Raw genomic sequence first — 18,016 nt, forward strand, 5'->3', positions numbered from 1 at the left:
TGTTTTAGCGGTACACCGGCAAACGCGCCGTCAGCTCATTGACGCGCGCACGCACATCGGCAATCACGGCTTCATCGTGCGGGTGATCGAGCACATCGGCAATCAGATGCCCCGTAAGCTCCGCCTCGCCCTCTTTGAAGCCGCGCGTCGTCATGGCCGGAGTACCCACGCGTATGCCGCTGGTGACAAAAGGTTTTTCCGGATCGTTGGGGATGGCATTCTTGTTGACCGTGATATGCGCCTGCCCCAGAACCGCTTCGGCTTCCTTGCCGGTAATGCCCTTGGCGCGCAAATCGACCAGCATAAGATGACTTTCCGTACGGCCCGATACAATGCGCAAGCCGCGCTTGACCAGGGTGCGAGCCAGCACATCGGCATTCTTGGCGACTTGCGCCGCATAGACCTTGAATTCCGGCGACAGCGCTTCCTTGAAGGATACGGCTTTTGCGGCAATGACATGCATCAACGGGCCGCCCTGTATGCCAGGAAAAATCGACGAATTGATGGCTTTTTCAAATTCGGCTTTCATCATGATGACGCCGCCGCGCGGACCACGCAGCGATTTATGCGTGGTCGACGTCACGAAGTCTGCATGCGGGACGGGATTGGGATAAACGCCTCCGGCGACCAGGCCGGCATAGTGCGCAATGTCAACCATCAGCAAAGCGCCATTATCATGTGCAATGCGCCCCATGCGTTCGAAATCGATACGCAGCGAATAGGCCGACGCGCCGCCCACGATCAGCTTGGGCTTGTGTTCTTTGGTCAGTTGCTCGAGCTTGTCGTAATCGAGCACTTCGTTGCCATCCAGCCCGTAGGAAATGAAATGATAAAGCTTGCCCGATGCGTTGACCGACGCGCCATGCGTCAGGTGGCCGCCTTCGGCCAGGCTCATGCCCAGCACTGTGTCACCGGGCTTTAACACCGCCATGTACACACCCTGGTTGGCCTGCGAACCCGAATTGGGCTGCACATTGGCCGCCTCGGCGCCAAACAGTTGCTTTAGGCGATCAATCGCCAGCTGCTCGACAATGTCAACGTACTCGCAGCCGCCGTAATACCGCTTGCCCGGATACCCTTCAGCATACTTGTTGGTCATCTGGCAACCTTGAGCCTGCATGACAGCCGGACTGGCGTAGTTTTCAGAAGCAATCAATTCGATATGCTGCTCCTGGCGTACATCTTCTTTCTGGATTGCGGCCCACACATCGGCATCGACCTGATCGAGGGTAAGGGAACGATCAAACATTTGGCATCCTAGGGTTTAGGGAAGGCGGAAGGGAAATACGAAGCGTTCAATTTTAGCGCGAATCGCCGCAGCCCCCCAAAAAACCGCCCAGGGGTGCCGATGCAGGGTCGCGCCACCGCATTGACGCGCCTACGTGATCATTTGCGGCATGGCGTGCAGCATGATCCACACCACCAACAACGGCCCGCCATTGAACAACCCATGCAAAAGAATGGAGGCACCGATGCCTCGCCGCATCCGCAGCCACCCCAGCACCAGCCCCGTAAACCATTGCGGCAACACCAGCAACGGCATCAGCCAGTACGGCGTATGGTGCATCGAAAAATTATGCAAATGTATCGCCGCAAACAGCAGCGCCGACAAATGAAATATCCACGGAAACCACCGCCGGTAGCGCAGCCGCGAACGCCACGCCAACGGCTGCCTGAAGCGTGCCAACCGGGACGGGCGGCCCGACGCCGATATTTCCCGCTGCGAAGACATATTCTGCAGATAAGGCATCCAGCACAGCAACAATACAGCGGCCACCAGCACTACCGTAGCCCAGTTCGGCCCGAAAACCAGCGCAACCGCAACGACAGGCACCATCCATAACGCCTGCACGACGTGCCGCAACCCATAACGAAACACCAGCTCTTCAACGACAGGCGCCCATATCAAGGCTTGCAGCCACGGAATATTGTTAATATCGAACCGATGATCGGCGCCGCCCAAACTGGCCGCCGCGATCGCAATCGGCCCCAGAAAGAACAGATTGACCGCCCACAGGCAAAACGCCCACTGCAACAGGCGCCACAGGGATAAGGAGGGAAACCAGTCTTCCCACCAGCCGTTTACAGCAGCGCGATTGGGTAAACGAGGCGTAAACGCAGGCCGCTTCACAAAGCGCCAAAAATCGCGAAATTCGTCGCGAAAGCGCAAACGGCCCGTGACTTTAGTCATGACCGGTCCATAAAACGCCAACGCTAACGGAAAAACGACCGTTATCGCCCACCCTAGTCATGGTTGGCCTCATGCAACTGGCTGGTGGCCTGAGCAAACTCGCCGCGCAACAGGGCAGGGACAACCGCCCGGCAACGATCAATCACCTTCTCTATTTCTTGCAACTCGTCACGCCGCGGCGGATGCAGAACAAAATCCACCACCTGCTGGGCCAGCCCCAGAGTGCGCGGGTGCCCTATCCCCAACCGCAAGCGCCAAAAATTGGGGCTGCCAAGAACCGACGCAATATCGCGCAGGCCATTGTGACCTGCATGCCCGCCGCCCAGCTTGAGCTTGGCAACGCCAGGGAGTAGATCGAGTTCGTCGTGCAACACCAGCACCTGCTCAGGAGCCAGCTTGTAAAACCGCATCAGCGCGCCCGCAGCCTGCCCCGACCGATTCATGAACGTCGTGGGTTTGGCCAATACCACCGTATCGCCTTCAAAACGCGCCTTGGCCACCACGGCCGAAAACGCCTTTTCAATGGTGAAACGGGCCTTCAAATCGTCAGCCAAATGGTCGGCCAGCCAAAAGCCCGCGTTGTGGCGCGTGGTTTCGTACTCGGGACCGGGATTACCCAGGCCAATAATCAAACGTACAGACGATGGCATAGACGGAATCATTAAAAGGAGTGGGTCCGCGCATAAAGCAAAAACCCCCGGCTGGCGACGCCAGACAGGGGTTGGCGCCAAACACGTAGTCTGGCGTGCGGCAAGCTTATGCGGCGGGCTTGTCGGCGGCAGGTGCGGCAGCAGCCGGGGCTTCGGCAGCCGCGGGAGCATCTTCCGCGCTGTCGGCGCCCGACTTGATATGCGCCGAAGCCAAAGCCGGATCGGCATCGCCGCCATGAGGCACATACACCACGCCGACCGGCAAGGTGATGTCGGACAGGTGCAAAATGGAACCTGCCAGAAGCTGGCTCAAATCGACATCAACGAACTGGGGCAGGTTGGCAGGCAGGCAGGTGATTTCAAGCTCGGTCACCATGTGGCTGACAATAGCGCCGCTTAGCTTGACGGCGGGCGACTGTTCGGCATTGATAAAGTGCAGCGGCACCTTGGTGTGCAGGGTCTGCGAGGCGTCGACGCGTTGAAAGTCGACGTGCATGACCTGCTGTTTGTAGGGGTGCCATTGAACGGAACGCAGTAAAACCTGTTCGCTCGCACCATTCATTTCCATCGTCAGGATCGAGGCGTGAAACGATTCTTTGCGCAGCGCATGATAGATTTCGTTGTGATCGAGCTCGATATTGGCAGGCTGAGCAGTGCCGCCGTAAACAATGGCAGGCACACGGCCAGCGTGGCGCAGGCGGCGGCTCGCACTCGTACCTTGTACGCTACGCGAAGTGGCGTTGAATTTCATGGAATACTCCAAAAGCAAGGGGCTCTAAGCCCTATTAAAAAAACACAGCGCACATTACGCTGCGAAGAACAGCTGCCGGCCGCGACCAGCCGGCAGCACAAAAAACTTAATCGACGAACAGGGAACTGACCGATTCGGCGTTGGAAATACGCAATATGGTTTCGCCCAGCAAAGAAGCGCACGAGAGCTGGCGGATTTTGCCACAGGTACGCGCCGCTTCAGACAAGGGGATGGAGTCGGTCACCACCAGCTCGTCGAGCTCGGATTCAACAATACGCTGGACCGCCTCACCCGACAAAACCGGATGCGTACAGTAGGCGTAAACCGTTACGGCGCCGCGCGCTTTGAGCGCCTGCGCAGCCTTGCACAACGTGCCGGCCGTATCGACCATATCGTCCATGATAATGCAGGTGCGGCCATCGACCTCGCCAATAATATTCATCACTTCCGACACATTGGCGCGAGGGCGGCGCTTGTCGATAATGGACAGTTCCGCTTCAAGCTGCTTGGCCAGCGCCCGAGCCCGGACCACGCCGCCGATATCGGGCGACACGACAACCAGATTCTGATAATTGCGGCGCCAGATATCGCCCAGCAAAATCGGCCCGGCATAAATATTGTCAACGGGAATATCGAAAAAACCCTGGATCTGATCGGCATGCAAATCCATCGTCATGACGCGATCGACACCCACGACCTGCAGCATATTGGCCACCACCTTGGCCGAGATCGCCACGCGCGCCGACCGTGGGCGGCGATCCTGACGGGCGTAGCCGAAATACGGAATGGCCGCAGTGATTCGGCCCGCCGAAGCCCGGCGCAACGCATCGACCATGACCATGATTTCCATCAGGCTGTCGTTGGTCGGGGCGCAAGTAGGCTGAAGTACGAATACGTCTTTGCCGCGGACGTTTTCGTTGATCTCCACCATGACCTCACCATCGGAGAAACGGCCAACCGTCATCTTTCCGAGTGACATGTCGAGATGATTAACCACATCGACCGCCAAACGAGGGTTGGCGGTGCCGGTAAAAATCATGAAACTGTCGTATGTCATGATGGAAGGTAGAGATCCCGTAGCGTGAAACAACAAAGCTGTTGACCAGCACCCCATTCGAGGCCGACTCAACAGCTTGGTATGTTAAAGCAAGCCCATCGGGCCAAGAAAAATGGCTGGGGAAGAAGGATTCGAACCTTCGCATGCTGGAATCAAAATCCAGTGCCTTAACCAGCTTGGCGATTCCCCAATTAACTGCGTATCCAGTGTCGTAACGGATGATCGAGCAAACCCGGGCAAGCCCACGTATTTTCAACCATCGCCGTCTGCCCGTTTTCGGAACCAGGCATTTTAACGATTATTTCCTGCTGACACAGCCGGGCTTGTTCAAGCGTTGCACATTCAATGAAAAAACAGCCACCCGACCCGGTCATTCGAGCATGGATGCCTTGCCGTTTCAGCCACAAGGCCGTCTCGCGCACACGGGCAAACCTGCTACAAACCACCGGCTCCAAATCGTTACGGCCGAAATACGGGCTGCTGCTTGTACCACTGCTGCTGCCACTGTTTGTGCCACCAGCCAGCACGCCTATCCCCTGCGCGTGAACTCTTTGCCAATCAACGAAGACCGACATTATGATTGAGGGCGTATTTCTTGTCAATTCAGGGGCCGAAAAGATTCCAGCGGTGGGCACCGGCTCGGAAGGCTGAATCACGACATAAAAGCGCTGCGGCAGAGATAAAGGCGACAATTGCTCGCCAACCCCTTGGGCAAACGCCGGCTGGCCGTATATAAACACCGGCACATCGGCCCCCAGCGGCAAGGCCAGGGCCATAAGCGCGCGTCGATCCAGGCCGGTTTGCCACAAGCGATTCAAGGCCAGCAGCGTGCTGGCGGCGTCGCTCGACCCGCCGCCCAGCCCCCCGCCCGACGGGATAATCTTCTGATAGCGAATCTGCGCACCGAAAGAGGTGCCGGTGGCGCTTTGCAGCGCCCGCGCCGCACGCACCACCAGATCGTCTTCATGGGCCAGGCCAGGCTGCGACCCCTCGCAGACAATCCGCCCGTCGCTACGTCGGTCGAAATGCAGGGTATCGCACAGATCGATAAAGCGAAATGCGGTTTGCAACAAGTGATAGCCGTCATCGCGCCGGCCGACCACGTGCAGGAACAGATTAATCTTGGCTGGGGCGGGAACGTCGTAGAGTGTCACGGCCAACCCTAGCCATCGATGACCAGGCGCACGCTGATGCGCCGATTGGGATCGTTGCGGTTAAGTTGCAAAAGCCTCGGGCCCAGCGCGTCGTACCGCGACAACACCGCCCGCCAGCCATTCTGCTCAAAGCCCGTTATCTGGCCCGCCGGATTCCGGATCAGCTCCTGAACCGGCGCGCGACCCACTTTGCCTTGCAACCAATCGCGCAGGCCCACCACCGGAATGGCGCTACCCAACACCTGCTCCACCAGTTCATCGGGGTCGGACGCCTGCTCTTCGGACCCATTGGCGCGCGTCAGCACGGAGTAGCCCGAACTGACCTGGACGCGCGCCAGGATGCTGCCCAGGGGGTTGGCCAGGTCCAGACGCAGCGTCTGCCCATCATCGCGCCAAGCGAAGCCGCCCTGAACCGCTTCTTGCTTGCCGTCGCCGTGCGTCACGCTCACCGCAAAGCGCCCGGCGCGTTCGAAGGCCCGGGCCGCACCGCTATCACTGATACGCTGCGGCGTTGCGCAGGCCGTCAACAAACAAACCAGGCCTGCAACCAGATAAAGACGATAGCGTTCAAACAAGACCCTTGCCATGAAGCCGCCTTATGGTTTTACGCCGAAACGCTTCATGGTACCGAGCAACGCTTCATTTTTCGGATCTTTGGCCAAACCCGCGTGCCATATTTTTTTAGCCTCGTCGCGGCGCTTGAGCTTCCATAGCACTTCGCCCAAATGGGCCGCCACATCGGCCGACAACAACTGATCGTAAGAGCGCTGCAAATAATCGAGCGCCGCACGATTGTCTCCGGTGCGATACAGATACCAACCCACGCTGTCCAGAATAAATGGATTGTCCGGTTCGAGCTCGAGCGCCCGGTCAAGCAGGTTTTGCGCTTCGTCCAGTCGAACGTTCTGATCGACAAAGGTATAACCCAGCGAGTTATAGGCATTGGCGTTCTTCGGGTCGATATCGATTACGCGCTGCATGAGCTTTTCAAACTCGTCGAACTTGCCCTGCCGCTCGTACAGCATGCCCAGGTCGTACATGATTTCACTGGTATCGGGCATCGCCTTATTGGCCTCGACCAATACTTCGGTGGCCAGATCAGTGCGCCCGGCATCGCGGTAGATGGACGACAAGGTAAGGGCGATAACGGCGCGCTCGTGATCGCCGTCAGGCTTGAGCGCGGCAATGGTGCTGCGCGCCGTGGACAGATCGCCCAGGCGAGCCTGCAGCACCGCCTGATGGATCCGCGCCTGGAAGCGCAGCGTCGGGTCGTCGATCAGGCCCAGTTGCACGATGGCCTCGTTCAAGTGCCCCTGCTTCTCGGCAATTTGCACGAGCAGCAGCCGGGCGTCGGAGGCATCGGCCGCCGCGTTCGTGACATTGTCGTTAAGCGATTTCCGCCGCTGCGTCTGCACGCTGATGTATTCGTTCAGCAAGGCCTGGGCCTGGCTATATCGCTGCGCACGGAAATTGACCTCCGCCTCGGTATAAAGCAGATCAAAATCTTCCGGCGCGCTATCGCGCATTTTCTTGACCAGGTCGAGCGCGCCGTCGAAATCCTTGCGGTCAGTCAGCCGGCCAACCAGCATAAGCTGCAACTTGCGCGCATCGGGATGCTTTTCGGAAAACACGCGCGCCGCATTGATCGCCGCGCCCGGATCGACCTTCAAGCCGTACTCGAGGATGCGCTGGGCAGCGAGCTCGGAATCTTCATCCAGCGCCAGCGCCTGCTGTGCCTCGGACAAGGCGCGATTGGGGTCGCGCGCCGCCCAGGCTGCATCGGCGAGCGCCATATGAGCCATGGGCAGCGACCGCACAGGATCGTGCAAGGCGCGGTCCAGCACTTCCAGGGCCATTGTTTTATCCGTCATTTTGCCCACAATGGCGGCTGCCTGAGCGATGGCTTCTTCCTTGTTCTTGGCCTTGTCGATACGCGCCCAGAGCGCCCCGGCCAAGCCTGTCGTCTGGCCATTGGTTGCGGCCAGCGCCAGGGAAGACGCCACCGCTTCCGGGTCATTGGGCGCCAGTTGCACCCACTCGCGTGCGGCGATCAGTGCCCGGGCTATGTTCCGATCAGCCATGGAAAATTGAAACGCGCGTTTGGCCAGCCGCGGATCAGAGGTATCCTTGGCAAGGTCAAGAAAAGTCTGGCTGGCCAGATCGTATTGACCGTCGCGCGCGCCAATTTCGGCCGCCAGAATGCGATACATGAGATCGGCCGTCAGATTGATGTCGGGCAGCTGACCGTCGCGCAAATGGATCGACTCGGTTTGTTGGTGTGCTTTTGCAGCCTGGCGGGCATGGGCAGCGACGGGAACAAGCAGACATGAGCCCGCCAGTGCTGCCAGAGACAAAGAGATCGATAGTTTCATTCATTAAAACCACTGCCGTTTTGCCCGCAAAAGAGAGCAAAATGACGAAGATACGCCTAAAGATAGACAGATGTTAGCACCCCCTTATGCCTGAACTACCAGAAGTTGAAACCACGCGTCGCGGAATTGCGACGGTTATGACGGGCCAGGTCTTGACTCGCTTCATTGTTCATGAGTCGCGCATGCGCTGGCCCGTGCCTCACGACCTGCCCGACCGGATCAACGGGCAGGTGGTGCTAAGCTGCGGGCGCCGCGGCAAATACCTGCTTATAGAATTCGGGCGCGGCACCCAAATCGTGCATTTGGGAATGTCGGGATCCTTGCGCCGCGTCGCCATGGACGAGCCGCGACGCAAGCACGACCATGCCGAATGGCTGTTCGGCGACGCCCGTTTTCTCCTGCACGATCCGCGCCGCTTCGGCGCCATCCTGTGGCACAACGCGACAGAAGGGCCGGTTGCAATGCATCCGCTACTGGCTGCGTTAGGTATAGAACCGTTCGATCCCCTGTTCGACCCTCAGTGGCTGCACCGCCAGTTCCAGGGCAAAACGCTGTCGGTCAAGCAAGCGCTGTTGGCCGGCCACGCGGTCGTCGGTGTCGGCAATATCTACGCCTCGGAGGCGCTGTTCCGGGCCCGCATCAATCCGCAAACCCGCGCCGGCAGGCTGTCGCTTGCGCGCTGCGCCCGCCTGTTCACCGCCATTGTGGAAACGTTGACAGAGGCACTGGCAAGCGGGGGCAGCACCTTGCGCGACTACGTCAACGCAAGCGGTAGCCCGGGCGCCTATTTCGAGCTGCATGCCGCGGTCTATGACCGCGCGGGCGACCCCTGCCGCATTTGCCACACGCCAATACGCCGCATCGTCCAGGGGCAGCGTGCCACTTTCTATTGCCCCAAATGCCAGCATAGCTAGTTACCTTGCGTTAATTCGTTTATAACGAATGCATTGCATAAAAGCGAATTAACGGCTATATTCTTATCCAACAGGAGCCCACCACATGACTAAACAATTCGCCTCGCACGCCGACATGGACGACAAAGTCGTATCGTTCGACAAGCTGTCCGATAACGCCTACGCCTATACCGCCGAGGGCGATCCCAACACCGGCATCATCATCGGCGACGATGCCGTCATGGTGATCGACACGCAGGCCACCCCCGTCATGGCGCAAGATGTCATCCGCCGCATCCGGGAAGTCACCGACAAACCCGTCAAATACATTCTGCTCTCGCACTATCACGCCGTGCGCGTCTTTGGCGCTTCGGCGTACAACGCCCAGGAAATCCTCGCCAGCCGCGATACCTACGACCTGATCGTCGAGCGCGGCGAGCAAGACAAGGCCAGTGAAATCGCCCGTTTCCCGCGCCTGTTTCGCAACGTTGAATCGATACCGCCCGGCCTGACCTGGCCGACCATCACCTTCGACGGCGAAATGACGGTCAACCTGGGCAATCTGGAAGTCCAGATCATGCAAGTCGGGCGCGGCCATACCAAGGGCGACACGATTGCCTGGCTGCCCGAACAAAAAATCCTGTTCGCAGGCGACCTGGTCGAATATCAATCCACCCCCTACGCAGGCGACTGCTACTTCCGCGAGTGGCCGCATACCCTGGACACTCTGGCCGAATTCGACGCCGAAAAAATGGTGCCCGGCCGCGGCCCGTCGCTGACCTCGGCCGACGAAGTCCGCAAAGGCCTGGCCGGCACGCGCGCCTTCCTGACCGACCTGTATTCCTGCGTCAACAACGGCGTGGCCGAAGGCAAGGACCTGAAAGCCATTTACCGCGAAACCTACGATTTCATGAAGCCGCGCTACGCCAAATGGGTCATCTTCGATCATTGCATGCCCTTCGACGTCTCGCGCGCCTACGATGAAGCCACAGGCTACGAAGACCCCCGTATCTGGACCGCCGAACGCGACATCGAAATGTGGAAGCAGTTGGAAGGCAACTAGGCTCTACGTGTAGCGGCACCCCTTGTGGGTGCCATCGATTTTGGCAGCCACAAGGGCTGCCACTACATTAGCCACCGCCAGTTATGTGTAGCGGCAGCCCTGGTGGCAGCCACACCGCTAGTTATATGTAGCGGCAGCCCTTGTGGCTGCCACCTTGCGAATCATATGTAGCGGCAGCCCTCGTGGCTGCCATCCTTTCCGAATCACGGGAGCATCAGTGTGGGAGACATTGATTATCAGGCGCTGGAGTTCACCTACCGGCCGCAACCGGCGCAGGCGGAAAACCGCCATCCGATTGTAATCGTCGGAGCCGGCCCCGTTGGCCTGAGCATGGCGCTTGACCTAGCCCAGCGAGGCAGCAAGGTGGTGGTGATCGATGACGACTATCGCCTCTCCACGGGATCACGCGCCATCTGTTTTGCCAAGCGCACGCTGGACATTTGGGATCGCCTGGGAGTCGGCCAGAGCATGGTCGACAAGGGCGTTTCATGGAATGTCGGCAAGGTTTTCTTCAAAGGCGAAGAAGTCTGGCATTTCGACCTGCTGCCCGAACCGGGCCACAGGCGGCCCGCCTTCATCAACCTGCAACAGTACTATTGCGAAGGCTTTCTATACGAACACGCCGCGCAGCACCCCAACATCGAATTGCGCTGGAAGCACCGCGCCGTCGCCGTCAACGACCTGGGCAACGGGGTAGAGCTTACGATCGAAACTCCCGACGGCCGCTATACCCTACACACCGACTGGCTCCTGGCCTGTGACGGCTCGCGCTCGCCAATTCGCAAGATGATCGGGCAAGAAACGCACGGCCGGGTCTTTCACGACCGCTTCCTGATAGCCGATGTGAAAATGCAGGCCGAGTTCCCGACTGAGCGCTGGTTCTGGTTTGACCCGCCCTTTCACCCCAATCAATCGGCCCTGCTGCATCGTCAGCCCGACAATGTCTGGCGCATCGATTTCCAATTGGGCTGGAATGCCGACCCGGTTGAAGAGGTCAAGCCGGAAAATGTACTGCCCCGCATCAAGGCCATGCTTGGGCCCGACGCCAAATTCGAGCTGGAGTGGGTCAGCATTTACACCTTCACCTGCGGGCGCATAGACGAGCTGCGACACGGCCGCATTTTATTTGCCGGCGATGCCGCCCATCGTGTCTCTCCCTTTGGCGCTCGTGGCGCCAACAGCGGGGTGCAGGATGCCGACAATCTGGCGTGGAAATTGCACTTGGTCGCGCAAGGCCTGGCGCCGGACGCGCTGATCGATACCTACGCCACAGAGCGTGGCCAGGCCGCCGACGAAAACATCCTGCACTCATCGCGATCGACCGACTTTATTACGCCCAAGAGCGACATCAGCCTGCTCTTCAGAAACACGGTATTGAAACTGGCCAAGCGGTTCGAGTTCGCCCGCAAACTCGTCAATAGCGGCCGTCTGTCGAGCCCTACCTGCTACACCCATTCGGCGCTCAATACTCCCGATGCCGACAGCTTCGCCACCCTGCTGCCCCTGGGCGCCGTAGCGCCCGATGCTCCCATACTCACGAAAAACGGCGAGGACTGGTGGCTTGGGCAACTGGACGGGCGGTTTGTGCTGGCGGTATTTTGCCTGGCACAGCTGCCGCAGGCCGCCATTTTGCAAGGGCTGGCCCAATGGCAGGCCCATCCGCTCGAACCCAAAGTCGTGCTGATCCTGAGCCCGGACACGTCAGGGCTTCCCGCCCCCGGCGGATTCCAGACCGTGGTGGATCATCAATCCCTTCTGGCCAAACGCTACGATGCGCAGGACCAAAGCTGCTACCTGATTCGACCCGACCAACACGTGGCCGCGCGCTGGCGCCACTACCACACACAGGACATCGGCGCCGCCCTGTTGCGCGCCGCCGGCATCCGTCAAGGCTAGCTCCACCATGACTACGCTAAACATCCAAAACAATTTTGCCGCCCCCGATGACTTTTACGAGCATCTTATCGACGCGCACCGCGACCTCAGCACAGAACAAAGCCACGCCATGAATGCCGCGCTGGTTCTGCTTCTGGCCAATCATATCGGCGATCTGGGCGTGATTGACGATGCGCTGCAAAAAGCGCGCGATACCGTACAGAACGGCGGGTAATCATTACTCTCGTCGACGGCAAACGACCCACCCAGATCCAAAAGGAGCCCAGCCGCATGAGCACACTTCACTATCAAACCGGATTCGGCAATCACCTGGCCACCGAGGCGCTGCCCGGCGCCCTGCCCGTGGGCCGCAACTCGCCGCAGGTCTGCCCTTACGGACTTTACGCAGAACAGCTGTCGGGCACCGCCTTCACGGCGCCGCGCGCCGACAACCGCCGCTCCTGGCTATACCGGATCCGGCCCGCCGCCGCACAACAGCCGTTCGAGCCTTGCGAGGACATCACCGACTGGAACAATGCCTTCGGCGATGGCCCCGTCACACCCAACCAGTTGCGCTGGGATCCGCAGCCTGTACCCACGCAGCCCACCGACTTCATCCACGGCATACGCACCTGGGCCGGCCATGGCAGCCCGGATGAGCACGCCGGCGTCAGCATCAATCTGTACGCGGCCAACCGCTCCATGCAGGACAGCTACTTCTACAACGCCGACGGCGAAATGCTGATCGTGCCCCAGGAAGGCCGCCTGCGCCTGGCCACCGAACTGGGGCTGATCGATATCGAGCCCTGCGAGATTGCCGTTATCCCGCGCGGCGTGCGCTTTCGCGTTCTTCTGCTCGACTCCAGCGCTCGCGGCTATTTGCTGGAAAACTTCGGCGCCCCCCTGCGCCTGCCCGAGCTCGGCCCTATCGGTTCGAACGGCCTGGCCAATGCGCGCGACTTCCAGACTCCGGTTGCCTGGTACGAAGACATCGACGGCGATTTCACCCTTTATGCCAAATTCACGGGCGGGTTCTGGCTAGCCCGCATCGATCATTCGCCTCTGGACGTCGTGGCGTGGCACGGCACCCACGCACCGTATAAATATGATTTACGCCGTTTCAACACCATAGGGTCGGTCAGCTACGACCACCCCGACCCTTGTATCTACACCGTGCTCACTTCCCCCTCCGACACGCCGGGCACGGCAAACGTGGACCTTGCCATTTTCCCGCCGCGCGTGCTGGCGGCAGAAAACACCTTTCGCCCACCGTGGTTCCATCGCAATGTAGCGAGCGAGTTCATGGGGCTTATACAGGGCGTGTACGACGCCAAGGCTGAGGGATTCTCGCCCGGTGGAGCCAGTCTTCACAACTGCATGATGCCGCACGGCCCCGACACTGAAACGTTTGAAAAGGCTTCGAAGGCCGATATCAGCCAGGCGCAGTACATTCGCAATACCATGGCCTTCATGTTCGAGACCCGTCGCGTCATACGCCCGAGCCCCATGGCGCTGGCTTCATCCACACTGCAAAGCAACTATCATCAGGCCTGGCAAGGGTTGAAGAAGCACTTCAACCCGGCCAAAGCCTAAACATCAGGATCACTCATCATGTCGCCGCTAAACGAAACCCACGACCCCAGGCTGCAAAGCTGGGTTGAATCGGCCAATGTCGAAAACAACGGCTTTCCCATACAGAATCTGCCGTTCGCCATTTTCCGGCCGCGCGCGGGCACGCAGAACTTCCGCCCCGGAGTAGCCATCGGCGACAAAATCGTCGATCTGGCCGCTCTGGCGCAGAAAACACCGTTTTCAGGCAAGGCCGCACAAGCGCTGGCGGCCTGCAAAGGCTCGCGCCTGAATGCACTGATGGGACTGGGCCACGAGCATTGGTCGGCCCTGCGCCTGGCGCTGTCCGGCGCCCTGCGCGCAGGCGCTGCCGAACAAGGCCTGATCGAGCCCATGCTGATCCGCCAGTCCGAGGCCGAATTCGACGTGCCCGCACAGATCGGCGACTACACCGACTTCTACATCTCCATTCATCACGCCACGGCCGTGGGCAAGCTGTTTCGCCCCGACAACCCGCTGCTGCCCAATTACAAGTGGCTGCCCATTGGCTACCACGGCCGCGCCTCGAGTATTGGCGTGTCGGGCCAGGCATTCCACCGGCCTGTGGGCCAGACCCGCCCCGCGGCCGAAGGCGCAAGCCCCGGCTTTGGCCCGTGTCAGCGCCTGGACTACGAACTGGAGCTGGGCGTTTTCGTGGGGCAAGGCAACACGCAAGGCGAACGCATCAACATTGCGCAGGCCGAATCCCACGTATTTGGGCTATGCATTCTCAACGATTGGTCGGCACGCGACATACAAGCCTGGGAATACCAGCCGCTGGGTCCGTTCCTGGCCAAGAACTTTGCCAGCACCATATCGCCGTGGATCGTCACGCTCGAAGCACTGGCGCCCTTTCGCCTTCCGTTCACGCGCGCCGCCTCCGACCCGCAACCGCTGCCCTATTTATCTTCCACCGAAAACTCCGCAACAGGCGCCTTCGACATCGGCCTGGAGGTGCGGATCACCACCGCGCAGTCGCGCGCCGCGGGCGCCAAACCCGCCTTGCTTGCGCAAAGCAACTTCAAGGATGCCTACTGGAATATTGCGCAGCTTCTGGCCCACCATACGGTCAACGGCTGCAACCTGCAAGCGGGCGATATGCTGGGCACCGGAACGCTGTCAAGCCCTGGCCCCGATCGGGCGGGATCATTGCTGGAACTGAATCAGGGCGGCAAGAATCCCGTTAAATTGCCATGGGGAGAGCAACGCGTCTTCCTGCAGGACAACGATGAGATCATCTTGCAAGCCCGGTGCGAGAAACCCGGCTACCCGACGATAAGCCTGGGTGAATGCGCCGGCACTATTCTGCCCGCCAAGCCTATCTAGCAGGGGCGGCCCTCGCGGCCGCCTGTTGACGGGAATGGTGTCTATTGGCGGGAATGGCACCCACAAGGGGTGCCGCTACAAAAACGTACTGGTCGCGCTTGTAGCGGCACCCCTTGTGGGTGCCATTCTTTTTCCCCGCCTTCTACGGCAAATGCATCAACACCGGAAACCACCCCGAAGACTGCGCCCACTCGATCAATTCAAACAAGGGCACGGCCAGGAAATAGGGGCTGGCGTCGCGCACGGTGTTCCATAGGCCCGATACCGAAATCGTCAGCTCGTCCGGGCCGGTCCAGTTGGAAAAACGCGGTCCGAAACGCGGCACCTTGCGGCAATATTCGCTGAACTTGGCGCCGAAGACCTTGCGCAGCAAACGTTCTTCTTCGTCAATCACATTATTGAATACCGCGTACACGAACAAGGCCAGGATGGGGCCCAAAAGCACGCTGCCCGACTGCGCACCTATGCCGACCACTGCCGCCATGGAAAACCAATAGAGCGGATTGCGGCTGATCGAGTAAGGCCCCTGGTCTATCAGCTCGGCGCCCTTGCGCCCGCCCAGATACAGCATGCACCAGCAACGGCCCAGCAAGGCCACGAGAATCAACGCCAGACCCACCCATTCGACTGTCTGGTGCACCCAGGAATCGCCCGGCCAGGACGAAGCCAGAAACGGCAACAGGCATACGAACAACACACCGTAGGCGGTCAACGTATTGCGCCGCCGGACCTGGACGATAGACAGGTGCTTCCAGATTTCGTCGAGCGTGTAATCGGCCGTGTCCGTCGATGCCTTGCGGTGACGCGTCACGATCAGAGGGTAAAAAAGCAGGCTGCACAACAACCATGCAAGCGCCGCCGACCAAACGGTCTGGCTTAAAAAATGCGCGCCCTGGCTAATCCGCAAAAATCCAAACAACAGCCCTGCCGCAACGGCCAAAGCCAGGCCGCACCAGCGCAGGCGGGGCCAATTGAGCGCCCAGCCGGCAAAGTACAAGCCGAACAGGGAATAGCCCACCACCGCGTGATTGCTGGGCAAGGCCCCGCCCGAGGGAACGCCGCCCAAGGCCCAGAACGATTGAGGTAGCTGATCGAGCCCGCCAAACAGCGTCAGGTTGAATGGCCGCGGCAAAGCGGTGCCGTGCTTGAGCGCCCACACCAATGTTGGCGCCAGCAGAAACACGGCAAACAGAGTCCACAACACGGCCCGGCACGTGGCCGATTTACGGCGGGCGCGCAACGCCGCCACGCCGGTGGCCACAACGAGCAGCGGCGCCAGCACCCATACAACCAAGTTGCTGACAGCAGCGATCAAGCCCTCGTGGCGCAAAGGGAAGGTATGGGTGGTCGCGTCGAAAAACCGGGCCGCCACCGCCATATCAAGGCTGGAATATTCAATGCGGTAGGCCAGCCAACCCAACAACAGGGAGACACCGATAATCTGCGTCAGGACATAAAAAAAAGAATTCCGATAATACATATCGGTCGCTTGAGGCATGAACACATTCCTTTGAAAGGCCGGCGGCGCGCCCAAAGCTGCGACGCATCGATCACATATAAACCGGCTAAGCGCCGTAGCATACTGCGCTTGCCGCGAATTGGGCATCAAAAATTACGTAATTGGAAATTAATTCAGCACCTTGCCCGGATTCATCAGCCCTTGCGGGTCCAATGCCTGCTTGATCCGCTTCATCAAGGCCAGCTCCAGCGGATCTTTATACCGAGGCAAGAGGTCGCGCTTTAACTGCCCTACCCCGTGTTCGGCGCTGATCGACCCGCCAAAGCGGTGGACGCTGTCAAACACCAGTTCATAAAGCTCATCCTGGCGCGCGAGCAGCTCTTTTTCGGTGCAAGCTTGGCCGCAGGCAACGTTGTAGTGCAGATTGCCGTCGCCCAAATGGCCGAAAATCACATGCTGCACGCCCGGCATACGGGCCTGCAGCGCGGCGTTGGTGACCTCAACAAATTCGGCCATCCTCGATACCGGAATCGAAACGTCGTTTTTGATGCTTTTGCCGAACGCCTTTTCCGCCAGCGGGATGCTTTCACGCAAATGCCATAGTGCCTTGCTTTGGGTGATGCTTTCGGCAATGACGGCGTCAATGACCAGGTTTTCGTCGAGAGTCTGACTGACAATGGCTTCGAAACGTTCCCGGGCGTGCTGGGCGCTTTCGCTATCGGACAGTTCCAGCAAGGTATACCAGGGCAGTTTGGCCGAATCGCCCTCGAACGGAATACGCTGCTGCGGATAACACTGGACGACCCCGTGCAAGCACACGCCGCCAATCAATTCGAAACCCGTCAGGCTGGCGCCAAAGCCCTTGCGCGCGGCCGCCAGGACGGCGACGGCGTCGCTCACCGAAGCCATGCCCAGCAAGGCCGTGCATTGTGCGACGGGCAAAGGATACAGCTTGAGCGTAGCCGCCGTAATAATGCCCAGAGTCCCTTCGCTTCCTATGTATAAATCGCGCAAATCGTAACCGGTATTGTCCTTGCGCAAGCCACGCAGGCCGTGCCAGATATCGCCCTGGGCCGTCACGACCTCGAGTCCCAGCACCAGTTCGCGCGTATTGCCATAACGCAGCACCTGCGTGCCGCCGGCGTTGGTGCCCAGGTTGCCGCCCACCGTGCAGCTTCCCTCCGCCGCCAGGCTTAGGGGAAACAGACGATCGGCATTGCGCGCGGCTGTTTGCGCCGCTTGCAGTATGCAGCCCGCCTCAACCACCATCGTATCGTTGTCGACATCGACGCTACGCACCTGATTCATGCGCGTGAGGGACAATACGATAGCCGTGCCGCTGGAGTCGGGGGTTGCGCCCCCGCACAAACCGGTGTTTCCGCCTTGCGGCACGATGGGGGTCTTGCTGGCCGCACACCACTTGACGACATCGGCAACCTCCTGGGTGGAACCCGGCCTGACTACGGCCAGCGCCCGCCCCTCGTAGCGTCCACGCCAATCATTCAGATACGGCTCGGCCTGGGTTCCAGTCAATACATGGGAAGCGCCCACTATTCGAATCAATTCATTCAATGCCGTCATCGATATCTCGCCGCGCCTGGCGGCGCTTTACTTTCA

Annotated in this window: 16 protein-coding genes and 1 tRNA gene; 6 read left to right on the forward strand and 11 right to left on the reverse strand. The window is 59.7% G+C overall.

Annotation, left to right across the window (positions count from 1 at the left end; genetic code table 11):
- Nucleotides 1-4 precede the first annotated feature (4 nt).
- The 9 genes from glyA to EDC26_RS00970 all read right to left on the reverse strand — a co-directional run bounded on the left by glyA (nt 5) and on the right by EDC26_RS00970 (nt 8,175).
- Nucleotides 5-1,249 (reverse strand): serine hydroxymethyltransferase, encoded by a 1,245-nt coding sequence (gene glyA / locus EDC26_RS00930; protein ID WP_132579389.1) that lies wholly within the window; start codon nt 1,247-1,249, stop codon nt 5-7.
- A 129-nt stretch (nt 1,250-1,378) separates the two neighbouring features.
- The gene (locus tag EDC26_RS00935) at nt 1,379-2,191 is read right to left on the reverse strand and encodes a CPBP family intramembrane glutamic endopeptidase (protein WP_132579390.1); all 813 of its coding nucleotides are present in this window, start codon (nt 2,189-2,191) and stop codon (nt 1,379-1,381) included.
- Between the two features lie 53 nt (nt 2,192-2,244).
- The gene (gene pth, locus EDC26_RS00940; protein ID WP_132579391.1) at nt 2,245-2,841 is read right to left on the reverse strand and encodes an aminoacyl-tRNA hydrolase; all 597 of its coding nucleotides are present in this window, start codon (nt 2,839-2,841) and stop codon (nt 2,245-2,247) included.
- 106 nt (nt 2,842-2,947) lie between these two features.
- On the reverse strand, nt 2,948-3,592 hold the full coding sequence (locus EDC26_RS00945; protein WP_132579392.1) for a 50S ribosomal protein L25/general stress protein Ctc: 645 nt from the start codon (nt 3,590-3,592) through the stop codon (nt 2,948-2,950).
- 106 nt (nt 3,593-3,698) lie between these two features.
- Nucleotides 3,699-4,649 carry a ribose-phosphate pyrophosphokinase gene (locus EDC26_RS00950; RefSeq protein WP_165930863.1) on the reverse strand — a complete coding sequence of 317 codons (951 nt, stop codon included), beginning with the start codon at nt 4,647-4,649 and terminating at the stop codon, nt 3,699-3,701.
- 113 nt (nt 4,650-4,762) lie between these two features.
- Nucleotides 4,763-4,839: transfer RNA gene (locus EDC26_RS00955), tRNA-Gln, on the reverse strand.
- Nucleotide 4,840: 1 nt separating this feature from the next.
- Nucleotides 4,841-5,803 carry a 4-(cytidine 5'-diphospho)-2-C-methyl-D-erythritol kinase gene (gene ispE, locus EDC26_RS00960; RefSeq protein WP_132579393.1) on the reverse strand — a complete coding sequence of 321 codons (963 nt, stop codon included), beginning with the start codon at nt 5,801-5,803 and terminating at the stop codon, nt 4,841-4,843.
- A gap of 8 nt (nt 5,804-5,811) precedes the next feature.
- On the reverse strand, nt 5,812-6,390 hold the full coding sequence (locus EDC26_RS00965; RefSeq protein ID WP_132579394.1) for an outer membrane lipoprotein LolB: 579 nt from the start codon (nt 6,388-6,390) through the stop codon (nt 5,812-5,814).
- Nucleotides 6,391-6,399: 9 nt separating this feature from the next.
- A complete protein-coding gene (locus EDC26_RS00970; protein WP_132579395.1) occupies nt 6,400-8,175 on the reverse strand; it encodes a tetratricopeptide repeat protein in 1,776 nt (591 codons plus the stop codon).
- Between the two features lie 86 nt (nt 8,176-8,261).
- Here EDC26_RS00970 and mutM point away from each other — a divergent pair, with 86 nt between their 5' ends.
- The 6 genes from mutM (at nt 8,262) to fahA (ending at nt 14,940) form a co-directional block, all read left to right on the forward strand.
- Nucleotides 8,262-9,089 (forward strand): bifunctional DNA-formamidopyrimidine glycosylase/DNA-(apurinic or apyrimidinic site) lyase, encoded by an 828-nt coding sequence (gene mutM / locus EDC26_RS00975; RefSeq protein WP_132579396.1) that lies wholly within the window; start codon nt 8,262-8,264, stop codon nt 9,087-9,089.
- A gap of 85 nt (nt 9,090-9,174) precedes the next feature.
- Nucleotides 9,175-10,131 carry an MBL fold metallo-hydrolase gene (locus EDC26_RS00980; protein ID WP_132579397.1) on the forward strand — a complete coding sequence of 319 codons (957 nt, stop codon included), beginning with the start codon at nt 9,175-9,177 and terminating at the stop codon, nt 10,129-10,131.
- A gap of 219 nt (nt 10,132-10,350) precedes the next feature.
- Nucleotides 10,351-12,027 (forward strand): FAD-dependent oxidoreductase, encoded by a 1,677-nt coding sequence (locus EDC26_RS00985; RefSeq protein ID WP_132579398.1) that lies wholly within the window; start codon nt 10,351-10,353, stop codon nt 12,025-12,027.
- A gap of 7 nt (nt 12,028-12,034) precedes the next feature.
- Complete coding sequence (locus EDC26_RS00990) at nt 12,035-12,241, forward strand: DUF2783 domain-containing protein (RefSeq protein WP_132579399.1); 207 nt, start codon at nt 12,035-12,037, stop codon at nt 12,239-12,241.
- A gap of 56 nt (nt 12,242-12,297) precedes the next feature.
- Nucleotides 12,298-13,599, forward strand: coding sequence for a homogentisate 1,2-dioxygenase (gene hmgA, locus EDC26_RS00995; protein WP_132579400.1), 1,302 nt, complete (start codon nt 12,298-12,300; stop codon nt 13,597-13,599).
- 18 nt (nt 13,600-13,617) lie between these two features.
- Nucleotides 13,618-14,940 (forward strand): fumarylacetoacetase, encoded by a 1,323-nt coding sequence (fahA, locus tag EDC26_RS01000; protein WP_132579401.1) that lies wholly within the window; start codon nt 13,618-13,620, stop codon nt 14,938-14,940.
- 142 nt (nt 14,941-15,082) lie between these two features.
- On the opposite strand, the gene EDC26_RS01005 is transcribed toward fahA, so the two are convergent.
- Nucleotides 15,083-16,438: a phosphatase PAP2 family protein gene (locus EDC26_RS01005; protein ID WP_132579402.1), complete on the reverse strand. Its 1,356-nt coding sequence runs from the start codon at nt 16,436-16,438 to the stop codon at nt 15,083-15,085.
- A gap of 129 nt (nt 16,439-16,567) precedes the next feature.
- On the reverse strand, nt 16,568-17,980 hold the full coding sequence (locus EDC26_RS01010; RefSeq protein ID WP_132579403.1) for an FAD-binding oxidoreductase: 1,413 nt from the start codon (nt 17,978-17,980) through the stop codon (nt 16,568-16,570).
- Nucleotides 17,981-18,016: the final 36 nt, after the last annotated feature.

This window comes from Paralcaligenes ureilyticus (genome assembly GCF_004346225.1).
Taxonomy (GTDB): Bacteria; Pseudomonadota; Gammaproteobacteria; order Burkholderiales; family Burkholderiaceae_B; genus Paralcaligenes; species Paralcaligenes ureilyticus.

Excerpts from the sequence above, each read along its gene's own strand:
- glyA (WP_132579389.1), bottom strand. The coding sequence starts at position 1,249 with ATGTTTGATCGTTCCCTTACCCTCGATCAGGTCGATGCCGATGTGTGG.
- EDC26_RS00935 (WP_132579390.1), bottom strand. The coding sequence starts at position 2,191 with ATGACTAAAGTCACGGGCCGTTTGCGCTTTCGCGACGAATTTCGCGAT.
- pth (WP_132579391.1), bottom strand. The coding sequence starts at position 2,841 with ATGCCATCGTCTGTACGTTTGATTATTGGCCTGGGTAATCCCGGTCCC.
- EDC26_RS00945 (WP_132579392.1), bottom strand. The coding sequence starts at position 3,592 with ATGAAATTCAACGCCACTTCGCGTAGCGTACAAGGTACGAGTGCGAGC.
- EDC26_RS00950 (WP_165930863.1), bottom strand. The coding sequence starts at position 4,649 with ATGACATACGACAGTTTCATGATTTTTACCGGCACCGCCAACCCTCGT.
- EDC26_RS00965 (WP_132579394.1), bottom strand. The coding sequence starts at position 6,390 with ATGGCAAGGGTCTTGTTTGAACGCTATCGTCTTTATCTGGTTGCAGGC.
- EDC26_RS00970 (WP_132579395.1), bottom strand. The coding sequence starts at position 8,175 with ATGAAACTATCGATCTCTTTGTCTCTGGCAGCACTGGCGGGCTCATGT.
- mutM (WP_132579396.1), top strand. The coding sequence starts at position 8,262 with ATGCCTGAACTACCAGAAGTTGAAACCACGCGTCGCGGAATTGCGACG.
- EDC26_RS00980 (WP_132579397.1), top strand. The coding sequence starts at position 9,175 with ATGACTAAACAATTCGCCTCGCACGCCGACATGGACGACAAAGTCGTA.
- EDC26_RS00990 (WP_132579399.1), top strand. The coding sequence starts at position 12,035 with ATGACTACGCTAAACATCCAAAACAATTTTGCCGCCCCCGATGACTTT.
- hmgA (WP_132579400.1), top strand. The coding sequence starts at position 12,298 with ATGAGCACACTTCACTATCAAACCGGATTCGGCAATCACCTGGCCACC.
- fahA (WP_132579401.1), top strand. The coding sequence starts at position 13,618 with ATGTCGCCGCTAAACGAAACCCACGACCCCAGGCTGCAAAGCTGGGTT.
- EDC26_RS01005 (WP_132579402.1), bottom strand. The coding sequence starts at position 16,438 with ATGCCTCAAGCGACCGATATGTATTATCGGAATTCTTTTTTTTATGTC.
- EDC26_RS01010 (WP_132579403.1), bottom strand. The coding sequence starts at position 17,980 with ATGACGGCATTGAATGAATTGATTCGAATAGTGGGCGCTTCCCATGTA.